Genomic DNA, 15,277 nt, shown 5'->3' with positions numbered 1-15,277 from the left:
GTCCTACTCGAACTGTTTTATCGTGTCGAGGTCGCGTTCGGTCCGCATAAACTCCGCGAGCCGTCTCGTCGCGCCACAGGACGAACAGGTGAAATTCTGGCGGTGATTAGGCAGCGATGTCGGCTCGGCTTCCCAGCCTTTCGTGCACTCGGGACACAGCAGTCGGACAAACGCTTCGACCATAGCGCCAACGACTCGCGGTACGTCAATAAATGTTCGTGCAAAACAGGAGTCGGCTCCGCGCGACTCGTCGGTTTTCGGGACGCGACCGCACAGATACTTCGGGTGCGACCGCACCAATGCCGAGGAGCCCGAAGGGATCCGAACCGAGTGAGCCGGATCCGAATCAAACACCCAGAGGACTCGAACGCCGATTACGCGATCATTCCGGCGTCGTCGGCTTCGAGCAGTTCCTTGTATCGGTTGCGGATCGTGACCTCAGAGACGTCGGCGACCTCGCTCACTTCGCTCTGGGTCACCTTCTCGTTGGTGAGCAGCGCGGCCGCGTACACCGCCGCGGCGGCGAGGCCGACTGGCGATTTTCCGGAGTGGATCGCCGCCTGCTTCGCGTTGCGGAGGAGCTGACGCGCCTGTCGTTCGGCCTCGTCGGAGAGGCCGAGCTCGGAGGCGAAGCGGGGGACGTACTGCTCGGGGTCCGCGGGCTCGACTTCCAGCTTGAGCTCGCGGACGACGTAGCGGTACGTCCGCGTCAGTTCCATCTTGTCGACGCGGGAGACGCGCTCGATCTCGTCGAGCGAGCGCGGCGTCCCGGCCTGCCGGGCGGCCGCGTACAGCGCCGCGGTCGCGACGCCCTCGATGGAGCGGCCGGGGAGGAGGTCCTCGCTGAGCGCGCGGCGGTAGATGACCGAGGCGGTCTCCCGAACGTTCTCCGGGAGTCCGAGCGCGGAGGCCATTCGATCGATCTCGCCGAGCGCCTGCTTGAGGTTGCGCTCCTTCGAGTCTCGGGTGCGGAAGCGCTCGTTCCACGTGCGCAGCCGCTGCATCTGCTCGCGCTGGCGCGACGAGAGCGCCTTCCCGTAGGCGTCTTTGTTCTGCCAGCCGATATTCGTCGACAGGCCCTTGTCGTGCATCAGGTTCGTCGTCGGCGCGCCGACGCGCGACTTCTTGTCCCGCTCGGCGCTATCGAAGGCGCGCCACTCCGGCCCGCGGTCGATCGAATCTTCGTCGACGACGAGGCCGCAGTCGGTACACACGGTCTCTCCGTGTGCCTCGTCGGTGACGAGGTTGCCACCGCACTCCGGACAGACGAACCGCTCGTCTTCCCGTTCGTCCGTGGTCTGTTCGTCCGTGGTCTGTTCGTCCGTGGTCTGTTCGTCCGTGGTCTGTTCGTCCGTGGTCTGTTCGTCCGTGGTCTGTTCGTCCGTGGTCTGTTCGTCCGTGGTCTGTTCGTCCGCTGCCTCCGTTTCGCGTACTGTCTCGCTCCGGTCGTCGGCGAATCGGCCGCCGGCCCGGAACCTCCTGCGCTCGTCGGTTCGTTCTCGGGTTCGTGTATCACTCATAATTGGGCTGGTTCGTCCTATCCGGAAGACAAAAAGAAAGAGGTCCGGCGGGACTGAACTTACTTGCAGTAAGTGGCGTGAGTTTATAAATGTTGCTGTGTCAAGAGGTACCGAATACCGATCATATACCGCCCACAGAGGCAGTTTACCGCGTTCGAGGTGCGGCAGTCACGGCGGATTGGTGCATATTTAACTATTCCGCACACACCGTGTCGCCGGACGAGGCAGGAGTGGCGGGTCACCAGTGGAGTCGTGCAGCCGATCATCACATCCACCCCTCACGGCGGAAGTAGATCAGCAAAACCGCTGTGACGAGCGTCATTCCGACGATGACGGCGGGATAGGCGTACGGCCACGTCAGTTCAGGCATATTCGTCGCGTGCTCGCCGAAGTTCATCCCGTAGACGCCGACGACGAACGTCAACGGGATGAAAATCGTCGCGACGATGGTCAGCCGCTTCATCACCTCGTTCGTCGACTGGGAGACGACGTTGAGGTAGATGTCACGCGCTCCGCGGGTCAAATCACGGTACGTTTCCGTGAGGTCGACGATCTCGACGAGGTGGTCGTACACGTCGCGGTAGAACTTCTCGGTACTCTCGTCGACACCGACCAGATCCCCGCGCGCCAGCGTGCCGACGGCTTCGCGCATCGGCCAGACGACCTTGCGGAACGACAGCAGGTCCCGACGGACGGCGTTCAAGCCCTCGATGAGTTCGCTGTCGGGAGTCGTGAGAATGGACTCTTCGATCCCTTCGATCGTGTCGCCGACGGTGTCCAGCAGGTCGAAGTACTGCTCGACCGCGTGATCGATCACGCGGTACGCCGCGAAGTCGGGACCCTGCTTGAGGATCCGACCCTGTTGGTTCTCGACGGACTGCCAGACGTCCGAAACGACCGGCACGCGCTCTTCCTCGTCGGTCATCGTCACGAGCCAGTCCTCGCCGAGGAACAGCCCGATCGGTTGCGTTCGGACCTCCTCGTCGAACGTGGTCTCGCCGCGTTCGAGCGCGACGGTCTTCACGAGGGCGAACGTGTGATCGTCGAACTCCTCGACCTTCGGACGCACGCCGCCGCGAACGTCCTCGATTTCGAGCGGGTGTAGCGAGAACGCCTCCGAGATGGCTCGGATCTCCGCCTCGGTGGGCGAACTCACGCGGACCCACGTGGTTCCCGGTGCCACTCGGGCGGCTTCGAGGTCAGATTCGTCGTCGATCGAGTGACGTTCGACGCGACCGACGTCGTAGACGAGCGCAGAGATCACAGCGGATCACGCTCCCGTCTGCGGCGGGTTCGGTCGTGGTTCACGGCGCTTCACCCCCGTCGTGGCCGATCGCATACAGCGTCACGCCGACCATCAGTCCGACGAGACTCACGGAACGCCCGGGGTACGCCGCGACGACCCCGATCGCGTATCCCACGAGGGCGAACGCGGTGATACCGAGGCCGACCGCTCGCGTTCGGTGCATACGTTCTCTCCACAGAGCCAGAGTAAAAGCGTTGTTCGGGTGCGCGGACGCGACGGGTCGTCTTTCCGATCCCGAGCGGCGTTCTCGGAACGGTGTCCTCACTCCGAGGGGTGCTCGATCGAGCGCATCATCGAGAGGACGTTCTCCTCCTCGCCGCCGAGTTGCTGGGGGTACACACCGATCGCGACGATGAAGTCCTCGCCGTCGCGGTACTTCGTCACGTGAATGTAGACGTCGACCTCTTGGCCTTGGAGGGTGGCGGTCGCGGCGAACTTCGTCACCGTCGCCTCAGTCCCTTGTACGGTGATGTTCTCTTCGCCGACTTGTTCGATGTCGCTCATCCCGGAGTACTGCTCTTGGACGAACTGGACCAATCGCGCGTTCGAGTAGCTCCCGATCGGGTTGAGCGTCCGCCCGGCGATTTCGACGGCAGGCGTCGAAACGACCGTGAACACGCCGACTTCGGTCTCACCGAGCGGGCCGAGCTCCATACTCTTCTTGTAATCGGTGAGGTAGTTCGTGGCGACGATCTGCCGCTCCTGTCCGGCGACCTCGACGGTCTCGTTGATTTCGAGCGGCCGCGTGTCGTTCAGTTCGTAGCCCGCGTCTTGGGCGGCCCCGCTCTCGACGGCGGCCGGGTCAGCAGAGAAGGCGAGCGGCTCGTCTCCGGTGATGAAGCCGATGCATCCACTCGTTACTAAGAGGAGCGCGACCGCGAGGGCGGCCAGCGCGCGACGGTTCGATAGCACGCCCGAGAGTACTGCTCTCGTTGGAGTTAAATACGCGGGTCGATCCTGTCACTGGAACTGAAGGTGGTCGAAGCGGTGGGTACCCACACTGTCGACAACAGCGATGGCCGGACTGCTCGCCGCCGCGTTCGACTCACTCGATCGACGATCTGAGATCCCCCTCGCAGTCGGGGCATCGGGCGTGGAATGACCCCGGTGAGACGCGGTGTCCACACTCAGTACAGACAAACGATCCACGAGTCGCCATTACACACTGCTAACGTGACTCAGTATGTTAACTCTTACCGTGGTTATCGCGGTACTGCTTGGTTTGGGGAGAAATGTCGAAAACGCGGTGGAGGAGAATTCGGAAGGGGCCGCCACACTCCGACTCGTGCCCCGTTCATTCCGAACTACACGTTCGGTGCGCGGGTCGAATCGAACGACGTCGTCAACGCTTCTGTCGGGCTTCTTCGAGTCGCTCGGCTTCCGATTTGACGGTCTCGATTTCGCGACTTCCGGCGTCGCCGCTATCGCCGTGTGCGTGGCGCACCGAGGCGTCGAGGAGTGACGGAACAAACCGAGACTCCTCGCGCTGGTCGTCGCCGAAGCGGGCTCGGACCCGCTGGATGAGTTCGCGAAACATACGCTCTCGTTGAAGTGTTGGCTTCAGCGCGTAAGGCTCTTCCCCATACGAAGTGCGGGAAAAACCACCTCTCCGCCGTCGACGGGCAGATACTTGTTCAGCATCTCGCCGTACGTGTACCCGTTTCGGTGATAGAAGTTCGCCGCGTTCAACGACGAGTCGAGAAACAGCTCGGAGACGCCACGTTCGACTGCAACGCGTTCTAATTCGGCCAGCAACGACGCCCCGACCCCGTCACCGGCGTAGTCCGGATCGACGAACAATTTCGCAATCTCCGGCCGCTCGACGGTGAGTTGCCCGAATCCGACGACCGTCCCGTCACGCTCGGCGACGAGTACCACCTCGCTATCGGCGATCGGGTACGCGTCCTCTCGGGCTTCGGCGGTCCACGCTTTGATCTGTCGATTCGTGTAGTAGCCCGAGCCGATTTCGCGGACCGCTCGACGATGTATCTCGACCAAACGCGGGATATCTGACGCCGCTGCTGGCCGATACGAAAGCGTACTCATATCAACAGTCGTGCGTGTCGGTTACTGGCCGCAGTTGTCTCCCTGATCGGGTTCAAGCTGGATTGATGTCCGTCCAGACGCAGTAGGTAACTGTCGGATATAACGTTTGCCCGCAGCAGTCGGCCAATCGAGACAATAGATTATTCACACTCGGACGAGGGGCACCGATATGGATACTTCGGTGACCGTCCGCTGTCGGCGGCCTTACGATCTGGACGTTGGTCTGTTCACCGACACCGCCGATCAGTTCCGGAACGCCCTCTTTCTGCCGCCGGCGGCGTTCGACGAGCTGGGGCTCTCGAACTACGGGTACGTCCGTCTCCGAGACCCGGAGCGTACCGGCAGCGGAATCCGGGTCGTCGCGGTCGAACTCGAACCTTCCCCTTCCCTCATCGAAGCCGATCACTACGTCGGAGCGCTGCGGACGAACCTCTACAACGCGGTCAGCTCCGTCGGCCGGATCGACGACGGGGAACTCGTCGTCGACGTTTGCGTCGACGCGTCCGTGACGCAGTTCTCCGGGACCGCTCGCCGAACGTACGACGACGAGATCGACTATCGAGTCTGTCATATTTCGGATCGTCGGATGGACCAACTCGGGATCGTCCCCGGGTCCGTCGTGGAGTTGTTCAATCCGGTCACGGGCGGTCGGATCGACGTGACCGTCGAAGCGCCGCACGGCGATCCCGATCTCGTCAGGGTCGACGTCCGGTCCCGACAGGCCATCGACATCGAGCCCGGAGACGGAGTGGGCGTTCGGAACACGGGCGTCGCCGCCGACGCGGATCGGTCGCTGTCGCGACGGATACAGAAGTTCTTCGTCGACAGCAGGGAGATGCCGTTCAACGTTCGGCTCGGACCGGATCAAGACGAGTACCGGAACGTCGTTCGGATGACCGAGGATATGATGGCGTTTCTGGGGATCGATCCCGGCGACAACGTCGTTCTCGCGTGGCGCGGGAAGCGGACGAAAGCCCAGTGTCTCACGACGGACCTCGACGGCGACTGTCCACCGAACACGATCAAGATGCCCGCGACCGAACGAGACCGGATCGACATCAGCGTCCACGACGCGGTCCGCGTCGAACGCGATATGGGATACGTGTTCCAAGAACAGATCGCCAGATCCGTCTTCGGTATCATCGGCGTCGTGGTCGGCGCGCTGCAGGTGATCGTCGTCACCGACGTCTCCGGGATCGTCGAACGGTACGGTCTCTTTCCCACTACGGGCGGGTTCATCCTCGCCGTCGCCGGGGTCTCCGTCCTTGTGACCTACCTGCTTCTCACACCGGAGCGACAGAAGTGCGTGAGCCACGAGTGACCCAGCGGACGTTGCAAACCGGGGCTCCGAACGGGCAGTCGACCAGCCGAAACTGGCCAAAAAGTCGTCCGGACGGGCGTCGTAGCCGACGAGCGTGAAAGTCGGGTTCTCGGCCAGCAATCCGTAACTAAACGCGACCACTAGCGGTGCAAATTGACGTTTCTCGGCACTGTGCTTATCGATCTCGATGGCCAATGAGTAGTATGGCCAACCGTCGTGTCGGTGTCATCGGGAGCGGAGACGTGGCGAAGGCACTCGGACGCGGCTTTGCGAAGAACGGTTGGGAGGTCAAACTGGGAACGCGAAGCCCCGAGAACCTACGGGACTGGGCGACGGAGACGAAAGGAACGGTATCGGTCGGCTCGTTTGCCGACGCTGCCTCGTTCGGCGATGTCGTCGTCCTGTCCGTTCTCGGCGCGGCGGTTCCGGAGGTCCTAGATACAGCTGGACCGGGGAATTTCGACGGCAGGCTCGTCCTCGATACGACGAACCCGCTTGCGTTCTCTCAGGAGGGACCGCCCGAGCTCCTGTTCGGCGGCACGGACTCGCTGGGAGAGCGGGTGCAGCGCACGCTCTCAGGGGCATCTGTCGTGAAGTGTTTCAACACCGTCTCGAACGTCCAGATGGTCGATCCGGAGTTCGAAGACGAGACCCCGCCGATGATGATCTGCGGCGACGACGAGCGTGCCAAAGAGCGGACGGAAGCGCTGCTCGTCGAATTCGGCTGGCCCGGCGCGCTGGACGTGGGGACCATCGAGTCGTCCCGATATCTGGAAGCGCTCGTGCCGCTGTGGGTCCGTATCGGGATGCACCTCGACACGTGGGAGCACGCGTTCGCGGTGGTCCAGTAGCCAGACGGCCGCGTCGAATCACACCGATAAACGGAGCGGCACCGCTCCGGTATGAGCGAATCGTCGGCGGCGTATTGAGCCCAACAGCGCAATTTCTTTCGCGAACGCATATACACCTTCGACCGCAACGGAGCCTATGAGCGGCTCAAATCCCGAACAGACGGGATGGTTCACAGATCTCGATCCGGGCGACCTCGAAGCGGCAACAACCGCGATTTCCGACGGGGAAGTCGACCAACCCCAGAACTGGCCGATCAAAGCCATCGAGTCGGGCTTCGCAACGGACGAAGACGGCTACTACAACAAACTCCACGAGGTGACGCTGCACGCGACGCGCGAGGCCGTCAGGGAACGTGATCGCGCGGATGACCAGCAACTCGTTCATACAATTAGAGCGATGGACGACACTGAACGCACGGCCAACGAACTCGCCGAACGGCTCGCCGAGTGGGCCGGTTCGCTTACCGACGGCTCCGAGGTGGAAGCCCGCGCGACCGACGCACTCGGCGGGATCGACGGTGCGCGCGCGGTCGCCGAGTGGACGCCGCAGTCGCCCGCCGAGGAGCGACTCGTCTCGCTCGCCGAGCGGATCGTCGACCTCGACGACGAGCGCGCGGCGCTTCGATCGTTCGTCGAGTCGAACGCGCCGGCGGTCGCGCCGAACCTCGCGGAGATGGCCGGGCCGGTCCTCGCCGCACGGTTGCTCTCGCTGGCGGGCGGGCTGGAGTCGCTGGCGAAGAAGCCCGCTGGGACGGTGCAGGTGCTGGGGGCGGAAGACGCTCTGTTCGCGCACCTCCGCGGCCGCGGATCGTCGCCGAAGCACGGCGTCATCTTCACCCACGAGTACGTCCGCGGAACGCATCCCGAGAACCGCGGCTCGGCCGCCCGCGCCTTCGCCGGAAAGCTCGCAATCGCGGCGCGGATCGACTACTACTCCGGCGAGTTCAAACCGTCCGTCCACGACGACCTCGACGAGCGAATGGCGACGATCCGCGCGCGGGAGGAAGACGAATGACTCCCGACCTCCCCGACGGCGTCGAGCGGCGTCGATTCGACGGCCGCGAGCGACTCGCGACGCGGGGCGAAACGGTGTACGGTGAGCCGCGGGACGCCGACGGCTGGCGCGCGTGGGACGCGGGGCGCTCGAAGCTCGGCGCGATGCTGGAGTTGGGAATGGACGTCGGCCTCGCCGGCGACGAGCGCGTCCTCTATCTGGGTGCGGCGTCGGGAACGACCGTCTCGCACGTCGCCGACTTCGCCGGGCCGACGTACGCCGTCGAGTTCGCGCCGCGGCCGACGCGCGATCTCCTGTCTGTCGCCGAATCGCGACCGAATCTCTTTCCGCTTCTGAAAGACGCGCGGAAGCCGGAGACGTACGCGCACGTGGTCGAGTCCGACCTCGACTGCGTGATTCAGGACGTCGCCACGCGCGGACAGGCGACGGTCGCGCTCCGCAATCGGCGGTTCCTCGCGTCCGACGGGCGGCTGCTCGCTGCGATCAAAGCGCGCAGCGAGGACGTGCTCGACGATCCCGAGTCGGTCTTCGAGGACGCGCTCGACGAGCTGCGCGAGGGGTACGACATCCTCGAAACGAGGCGGTTAGACCGCTTCCACGACGATCACCTCGCGGTCGTCGCGGAGCCGCGAGAGTAGGCGGACACGGGTGCGGCCGGCGGTCCGTGGGGCTGACCGCGCCAGCAGACCACCGCGCGGAATGGCGAAGCGTTCGCCGGAGCCCGCGACATATTTAATCGGCCGCCCCAAACGACGGGGCGATGGAACTAGGGTCGGCGGACGCCTTCGATCAAATGGGCACGCTCGGCGTCGAAGAGGAGTTCTACATCGTCGACGAGCGAGGCCGCCCGACGTCGGGTATCGCGGATCTCGTCTACGATCACCCACCGTCGGGAGTGCTCGAAGACCGGATCGACCACGAGCTGTTTCAGTTCACGATCGAGACGCAGACGCCACTGATCGGGGATCTCTCGGAGGTCGAGCCGACCGTTCGGACCGTTCGCGAGGCGCTCGTCGATCACGCCGCCGAGCACGGCTACCGCATCGCCGCGGCGGGGCTCCACCCGACGGCGAAGTGGCGCGAACTCGACCACGCGACGAAGCCGCGGTACCAGTCTCAACTGGACAGGATCCAGTACCCACAGCACCGAAACACCACCTCCGGGCTGCACGTCCACGTCGGCGTCGACGACGCCGACAAGGCGACGTGGATCGCCAACGAGCTGCGCTGGTATCTCCCGCCGGTGCTCGCGCTGTCGGCGAACTCGCCGTACTGGTACGACTTCGACACCGGCCTCGCCTCCGCCCGCGCGAAGATCTTCGAGGCGTTGCCGAACACGGGGATGCCGACTCGCTTCGAGGACTTCGAGGCGTACCGCCGGTTCGAGCGGCAGATGGTCGAACTCGGCTCGATCGAGGACCGCGGCGAGCTCTGGTATGACGTTCGACCGCACACCGGCCACGGGACCGTCGAAGTCAGGACGCCGGACACCCAGACGGACCCCGAAGCCACCGTCGCGTTCGTCGAATACGTCTACACGCTCGTCGAGGATCTCGCGGCACGCTACGAGGACGGCGAATCCGGCACCGCCGTCCGGCGGGAGATCCTCGACGCGAACAAGTGGCACGCGGTTCGCTACGGTCGAGACGCGGACTTCATCGCCCGGGACGCCGCGGACACGGTCTCGCTCGAAGCGTTCGTCGAAGCCGAGACCGATCGCCTCGGAATCGACGCACTGGAGCGACTGCTCGAACGCGAAAGCGGATCCGTGCGCCAGCGTCGGATCCGTCGAGAGTCGGGGACCGACGCGCTCTGTGAGGCGCTCTGTCTCGACTGAGACCTCTGTTTCGCGAGCGAATCTGAGAAAGGCTTTTGTCCGGCGAGTTTTGACCTTTCGGGTAGAACACGATGCCTTCCGACGAGTCCACAGACGAGAGCGACGCGAGCAGTACGGACCCCAAAGACGTGATCGAGGACGCCGAGGGCGAATCCGATGGCGGTCCGCGAGCGCGACTCGAAGCCGAGGCCGACCGCGCCGTCTCGGAGTTCGACGAGGGGATCGTCGACCTCCTCGCGTGGTTGCTCGACACCGAGACGCGGGCGCGGATCTACGTCTACCTCCGCAAGAACCCCCGTTCGACGAGCGAGGAAGTCGCCGACGGGACGGGGCTGTATCCGAGCACCGTCCGCGAAGCGCTCGCGGAGCTCCACGACGAGGAGACCGTCACCCGCCAGAAGCGCGAGAGCGCGGGTGCGGGCAACAACCCCTACGAGTACACCGCCATCGCCCCGAGCGAGCTCGTCCGCGGCGTCGCCGCGCAGGTGCAGTCGGAACTGAACACGGTGTTCAATCTGGACAGCCGGCTCGGTCGCTCGGACGGGGACGAAGCCGACGACGGCGTCGGACCGGTGAGCATTACCGTCGACGACGCCACCGACGGACCGAGCTCGTCCGCGGCGAGCGGGGCCGAATCGAATTCGGCCGACGACGAGGCGGACGGCTCGTCCGAAGGCGTCGACATCGACGTCGAAGAGGACACGTCGGCGGACGAGGACGACGACGACGAGGCGTAGCGCGTCGCGTTCGGTTCGCGCTTTCGCGCCATTTTTAACGTTGCCCGGGAGAGGTATCTGCAATGACCGGGCCTTGGACTGAGTGGGACCACGTGCTGAAAGTGGACCCGGACAAAGATCTCGCCGACGGTGAGACGTTCGCGGACGTCTGCCAGACGGGGACCGACGCGATCGAGATCGGCGGCACCCTCGACATCACGACCGAGAAGATGGAGCGCGTCGTCGAGGCGTGCTCGCGGTACGACGTGCCGCTCTACCAAGAGCCCTCGAACCCCGGCGTCGTCATCGAATCTGACCACCTCGACGGCTATCTCATCCCGACGGTGTTCAACGCCGAGTCGTCCTTCTGGGTCACCGGCGCGCACAAGGAGTGGGTCCGCATCGACGGCCCGCTCGACTGGGACCGAACGTACACGGAAGCGTACATCGTCCTGAATCCCGATGCCTCCGTCGCGGAGTTGACTGAGGCCGACACCGACCAGAGCGCCGACGACGTCGCCTCCTTCGCCGCGGTCGCCGAGAAGATGTTCGGCCAGGAGATCGTCTACATCGAGTATTCGGGAACCTTCGGCGACACCGAGAAGGTCGCCGCCGCCCGCGACGCCCTCGACGACGCGACGCTGTTCTACGGCGGCGGCATCCGCGACTACGACGCTGCCTACGAGATGGGCAAGCACGCCGACACCATCGTCGTCGGCGACCTCCTCCACGACGAGGGCGTCGACGCCGTCCGCGAGACCGTCGAGGGCGTCAAGGACGCCCACGCCGAAGCGGTCGTCGAGTAGGGCTCTCTCGATCTGACCGCTCGCGTTTGATCTCTTTCTGTTCGCTTGCGAGAGTGTAGAGAGACGATTTGTGAGGAGTTGGTTTCAGGCGGATTTCGGTGAATCTGCCGTGAGAACAAGCCTGCTTAGTTACCGCTCTAAAAGAGGTCTTTTTTGAGTATCCATAAGATGATGGCAAGGGATCCCCCGAGGAAAAAGGGAGATTCTGGAAGTGGAAGAAAGAGAGCTGAAAGAGCGAGAAGAAGAATTAGTAAAGCCCACCATTTAAATTCAGGGACGAATTCCTTCACTCCTTGGAGAGGGCTCAATGCCATACTCTTTATTTGAGATTTCTCTATAAACAGGTTCTGATAAATAGACACCCTGTATTGAGCATCCGCGAGCCGGACGAGACCGAAGGTCTCGCTGGAAGCCGGCGCAGCGCGCCGGCGACGAAGCGAGCGGTTCACCGCCGACGAGCGGCCGTAGGCCGCGAGTTCGGCGGCATTTTTCCTCTAGGTTTTTGCGCGGAGGGGTCCGCAGGACCCCTCCGTGGAAAAAAGGTGGATGTGAATCGACCGTTTTTAAGGCCGGGCGCTCGGAAACACGGAGTATGAAAGGCAGAACCTACACTGCAGACGCCGAGCCCGGTGACGACGTCACGGTCGCCGGCTGGGTCCACGAGGTCCGGGACCTCGGCGGGATCGCCTTCCTGATCCTCCGGGATAAATCGGGGAAGATCCAGATCAAACTCGAAGAGGATTCGATGGACGCCGACCTCGTCGAGACCGGTCTCAACGTCTCTCGCGAGAGCGTCGTCAGCGTTTCCGGCTCCGTCAAGGAGGAGCCGCGCGCGCCGACGGACGTCGAGATCCTTCCGGAGTCGATCGAGGTGCTCGCCGAGTCCGACACGCAGCTCCCGCTGGACCCCTCCGGGAAGGTCGACGCCGAGCTCTCGACGCGGCTCGACAACCGGACGCTCGACCTTCGAAAGGAGGAGGTCAAGGCCATCTTCGAGATCCGCGCGGAGGTTCTCCGCGCCGCTCGCGAGGCCTTCCGCGACCTCGGCTGCACCGAGATCAACACGCCGAAGATCGTCGCCACCGGCACGGAGGGGGGCACGGAGCTGTTCCCGATCACGTACTTCGGCGAGGAGGCGTTTATGAACCAGTCGCCGCAGCTGTTCAAGCAGCTGATGGTCGGTTCCGGCCTCGAACGCGTCTTCGAGATCGGCCCGATCTTCCGCGCCGAGGAGCACAACACGCCCCGGCACCTCAACGAGGCGACCTCGATCGACTTCGAGTCGGCGTTCGTCGACCACACCGAGGCGATGGACGCCTGCGAGCACGTCGTCAAGAGCGCCTACGAGGGCGTCGCCGAGAACTGCGAGCGCGAACTGGAACTGCTCGGCCTCGACGAGGAGTTCGAGGTACCGGAGGGCGAGTTCCCGCGGCTCACCTACGAGGAGGCCATCCAGCGGATCAACGCGACCGGCGAGCTCGACGAGCAACTCGTCTGGGGCGACGACCTCCCGACGGAGGGCGAGCGCGCGCTGGGCGATGACGTCGGCGAGCACTACTTCATCACCGACTGGCCGTCGGAGATCAAGCCGTTCTACATCAAGGACCACGCCGACGACGAGCAGCTCTCGACGGGGTTCGATATGATGCACCCGCGGATGGAGCTGGTCTCCGGGGGGCAGCGCGAACACCGCTACGACCAGCTCGTCGCCGGTTTCGAGCAGCAGGGGCTCGACCCCGACCAGTTCGAGTACTACACGAAGATGTTCAAATACGGGATGCCGCCGCACGCCGGCTGGGGGCTCGGCGGCGAGCGACTCGTGATGACGATGCTCGGGCTGGAGAACATCCGCGAGGCTGTTCTGTTCCCGCGAGACAGACAACGCCTGAGTCCGTAGACGAAGGCGTTGTCTGTCTCGCGGGGGCTCGTCGGACGAGTGAAGCGAGTCCGAGGGTGTTCCCGCGAGATCGTCAGCGTCTGAGCCCGTAGGGCAACGGGACTCATCGGTTGCGTCAGTTTTCTTCGGCGGCTTCGTCGATCAGTCGATAGGCAGTCTCGCGGAGTTCACCTGTCATATGGAGTCCATTCGAATCGAGACGGCGAACGAGTGATTTTGCATCGTCGGAATCCATTCCCCCGTATACGGCGCGGACGACGACACCGATCGTGCCGGTGACAGTCGCACCAAACTCGTCGGCGACGGTCCTTACACGCTGATCGTCGGAGACGACGGCGATCGGTTCGTTCATTTCGTCCGCCCGGAGGACTGCTGTGATGATTGCGACATCCCCGTTCGCCTCCTCGTCACCGAGCACCGCTCTCGCATTCTGATGGTGTTTATCCACCATCCCCGATTTGCTACCCAGAAACGCCGAATCTCTTCGGAGTAGACGCTGTACGTTCCGGTCGGCCCGTTCGTCAGTGATCTCGCCAAGAACCCTCGGAGGGATCATCACATCACCATCGAAGTTTGTCAGCAGTTCCAACTCCCCGACGCTCTCCAAGGCGATGAGCGTCGTCGCGTCCACATAAATGTCCATCTACAGATCCAGCGCTGCCTCGGCGTCGCGTTCGAGATCCGTCGCCGACAGCTGTGTCGTCAGATTCCGCTCCCGACAGATTTCCAGCCAGTCCGCGAGCGGAACGCCGGCGACGCGCGCTGCTTGGTTGACCGAGAGCTCTCCCGTCTGGTAGCGCTCCACGGCGACGCGGATTCGTAGCTGTGCGAGCCCCTCGTCCAACGCCTTCCGAATCGTCGAGCTCTTGTCCTCCCCGAGGAGTGCGGCGACTTCCTCCAACTCGTCTCGTTCGTCGTCGGGGATGCGGGCGCTTATTGACGGCACGTATACGTTGTATTATAACGTAATCGTATTTGAACCTGTGGACGGTCCGTCTCCGCGTTTCGACTCCGAAACCGCGCCCGATTTAACGGCGGCCGCGCAATCGACGCCAATGAGCGACGAGGCGGCGGCGTTCGTGCCCGGGCACATAACCGGATTCTTCAGCGCGCACCCCGACGACGACCCGGCGGTGGCGGGCTCTCGCGGCGCGGGTGTCACGCTGTCGCACGGCGTCGACGTCCGCGTCGTCCGCGGCGATGTCGCAGACGACATAGATTGCAGCGACGCCGCGATCACGCTGAACGGCGACCCGATCGACGTCGCGCCCGTCGACGCCGTCCGCGACGCCCTCGGGGCGTCGAACGCGCAGGTCGTCGCCGAGACGCCGCTGCCGCTCGGCGCGGGCTTCGGCGTCTCCGGCGCGATGGCGCTCGGCACCGCCTACGCCGTCAACGCCGCCTACGACTGCAGGCGCAGCGAGAACGCCCTCGTCGAACTGGCACACGTCGCCGAGGTCGAGGCCGGAACCGGGCTCGGCGACGTCGTCGCACAGGCCCGCGGCGGGCTGCCGATCCGACTCGAACCCGGCGCGCCGGGGCACGGCCGGATGGACGGCATCCCCGCGACGCCGCGCGTCGAGTACGTCGCCTTCGGGTCGGTCTCGACGGAAGCGGTGCTCTCGGGCGACACCACGGCGCTGACCGCCGCGGGCGAACGCGCGCTCTCGAACCTGCGAGACGAGCCCACGGTCGGCCGGCTCGTCGAACTCTCCCGGCGGTTCGCCCGCGACGCCGACCTGCTCACCGACCGCGTCGCGGACGCCGTTTCGGCGGTCCGCGCCGGGGGGGGCGACGCCTCGATGGCGATGCTCGGAGACACCGTCTTCGCGTTCGGTGACGATCTCTCGACGGCCGGGTACGACCCCGAGGTCTGTTCCGTCTACCCCACGGGTGCGACGCTCCGACCGACCGGAATCGGGGACGTCTCGGAACCGACCAGCGAGTGAGTCGGCGCGGACG

The 15,277-nt window shown here is 64.3% G+C and carries 19 protein-coding genes; 9 read left to right on the top strand and 10 right to left on the bottom strand.

Annotated elements, in window-relative coordinates; genetic code table 11:
* Window positions 1-3: 3 nt before the first annotated feature.
* From U5919_RS01730 to U5919_RS01700, 7 genes are all read right to left on the bottom strand, one after another.
* Entirely contained in the window at window positions 4-183 is a 180-nt protein-coding gene (locus U5919_RS01730; protein WP_336021799.1) for a DUF7836 family putative zinc-binding protein, read from the bottom strand.
* Window positions 184-374: 191 nt separating this feature from the next.
* Complete coding sequence (locus U5919_RS01725) at window positions 375-1,520, bottom strand: transcription initiation factor IIB (protein WP_336021798.1); 1,146 nt, start codon at window positions 1,518-1,520, stop codon at window positions 375-377.
* Window positions 1,521-1,785: 265 nt separating this feature from the next.
* On the bottom strand, window positions 1,786-2,784 hold the full coding sequence (gene corA / locus U5919_RS01720; RefSeq protein ID WP_336021797.1) for a magnesium/cobalt transporter CorA: 999 nt from the start codon (window positions 2,782-2,784) through the stop codon (window positions 1,786-1,788).
* A gap of 40 nt (window positions 2,785-2,824) precedes the next feature.
* The gene (locus tag U5919_RS01715; protein ID WP_336021796.1) at window positions 2,825-2,989 is read right to left on the bottom strand and encodes a hypothetical protein; all 165 of its coding nucleotides are present in this window, start codon (window positions 2,987-2,989) and stop codon (window positions 2,825-2,827) included.
* A 98-nt stretch (window positions 2,990-3,087) separates the two neighbouring features.
* A complete protein-coding gene (locus U5919_RS01710; RefSeq protein WP_336021795.1) occupies window positions 3,088-3,738 on the bottom strand; it encodes a DUF6517 family protein in 651 nt (216 codons plus the stop codon).
* Window positions 3,739-4,168: 430 nt separating this feature from the next.
* Window positions 4,169-4,363, bottom strand: a complete 195-nt coding sequence (locus U5919_RS01705; protein WP_336021794.1) for a hypothetical protein — start codon at window positions 4,361-4,363, stop codon at window positions 4,169-4,171.
* A gap of 23 nt (window positions 4,364-4,386) precedes the next feature.
* Window positions 4,387-4,872, bottom strand: a complete 486-nt coding sequence (locus U5919_RS01700; RefSeq protein ID WP_336021793.1) for a GNAT family N-acetyltransferase — start codon at window positions 4,870-4,872, stop codon at window positions 4,387-4,389.
* Between the two features lie 169 nt (window positions 4,873-5,041).
* Here U5919_RS01700 and U5919_RS01695 point away from each other — a divergent pair, with 169 nt between their 5' ends.
* The 7 genes from U5919_RS01695 to U5919_RS01665 all read left to right on the top strand — a co-directional run bounded on the left by U5919_RS01695 (window position 5,042) and on the right by U5919_RS01665 (window position 11,418).
* A complete protein-coding gene (locus U5919_RS01695) occupies window positions 5,042-6,193 on the top strand; it encodes a hypothetical protein (RefSeq protein ID WP_336021792.1) in 1,152 nt (383 codons plus the stop codon).
* A 203-nt stretch (window positions 6,194-6,396) separates the two neighbouring features.
* On the top strand, window positions 6,397-7,044 hold the full coding sequence (locus U5919_RS01690) for an NADPH-dependent F420 reductase (RefSeq protein ID WP_336021791.1): 648 nt from the start codon (window positions 6,397-6,399) through the stop codon (window positions 7,042-7,044).
* 136 nt (window positions 7,045-7,180) lie between these two features.
* Complete coding sequence (locus U5919_RS01685) at window positions 7,181-8,059, top strand: NOP5/NOP56 family protein (protein WP_336021790.1); 879 nt, start codon at window positions 7,181-7,183, stop codon at window positions 8,057-8,059.
* A complete protein-coding gene (locus tag U5919_RS01680) occupies window positions 8,056-8,697 on the top strand; it encodes a fibrillarin-like rRNA/tRNA 2'-O-methyltransferase (RefSeq protein WP_336021789.1) in 642 nt (213 codons plus the stop codon). The genes U5919_RS01685 and U5919_RS01680 overlap by 4 nt, the downstream gene beginning before the upstream one ends.
* Window positions 8,698-8,819: 122 nt before the next feature.
* The gene (locus U5919_RS01675; RefSeq protein ID WP_336021788.1) at window positions 8,820-9,896 is read left to right on the top strand and encodes a glutamate--cysteine ligase; all 1,077 of its coding nucleotides are present in this window, start codon (window positions 8,820-8,822) and stop codon (window positions 9,894-9,896) included.
* 71 nt (window positions 9,897-9,967) lie between these two features.
* Complete coding sequence (locus tag U5919_RS01670) at window positions 9,968-10,633, top strand: winged helix-turn-helix transcriptional regulator (RefSeq protein WP_336021787.1); 666 nt, start codon at window positions 9,968-9,970, stop codon at window positions 10,631-10,633.
* A gap of 62 nt (window positions 10,634-10,695) precedes the next feature.
* On the top strand, window positions 10,696-11,418 hold the full coding sequence (locus U5919_RS01665) for a phosphoglycerol geranylgeranyltransferase (RefSeq protein WP_336021786.1): 723 nt from the start codon (window positions 10,696-10,698) through the stop codon (window positions 11,416-11,418).
* Window positions 11,419-11,555: 137 nt separating this feature from the next.
* Here the strand turns inward: U5919_RS01665 and U5919_RS01660 are convergent, their stop codons facing one another.
* Entirely contained in the window at window positions 11,556-11,732 is a 177-nt protein-coding gene (locus U5919_RS01660; protein ID WP_336021785.1) for a hypothetical protein, read from the bottom strand.
* A 278-nt stretch (window positions 11,733-12,010) separates the two neighbouring features.
* On the opposite strand from U5919_RS01660, the gene aspS reads away from it, so the two are divergent.
* On the top strand, window positions 12,011-13,315 hold the full coding sequence (gene aspS / locus U5919_RS01655) for an aspartate--tRNA(Asn) ligase (RefSeq protein ID WP_336021784.1): 1,305 nt from the start codon (window positions 12,011-12,013) through the stop codon (window positions 13,313-13,315).
* A gap of 115 nt (window positions 13,316-13,430) precedes the next feature.
* On the opposite strand, the gene U5919_RS01650 is transcribed toward aspS, so the two are convergent.
* Entirely contained in the window at window positions 13,431-13,958 is a 528-nt protein-coding gene (locus tag U5919_RS01650; RefSeq protein ID WP_336021783.1) for a PIN domain-containing protein, read from the bottom strand.
* Window positions 13,959-14,261 (bottom strand): UPF0175 family protein, encoded by a 303-nt coding sequence (locus U5919_RS01645; RefSeq protein WP_336021782.1) that lies wholly within the window; start codon window positions 14,259-14,261, stop codon window positions 13,959-13,961.
* Window positions 14,262-14,370: 109 nt separating this feature from the next.
* Between U5919_RS01645 and U5919_RS01640 the strand changes: the two genes are divergently transcribed.
* The gene (locus U5919_RS01640) at window positions 14,371-15,264 is read left to right on the top strand and encodes a pantoate kinase (RefSeq protein ID WP_336021781.1); all 894 of its coding nucleotides are present in this window, start codon (window positions 14,371-14,373) and stop codon (window positions 15,262-15,264) included.
* The last annotated feature ends 13 nt before the right edge of the window (window positions 15,265-15,277 follow it).

The sequence above is a fragment of the Halobellus sp. LT62 genome (assembly GCF_037031285.1).
Classification (GTDB): Archaea; Halobacteriota; Halobacteria; order Halobacteriales; family Haloferacaceae; genus Haloquadratum; species Haloquadratum salinisoli.
This window is presented reverse-complemented; position numbering and strand designations above follow the sequence as displayed.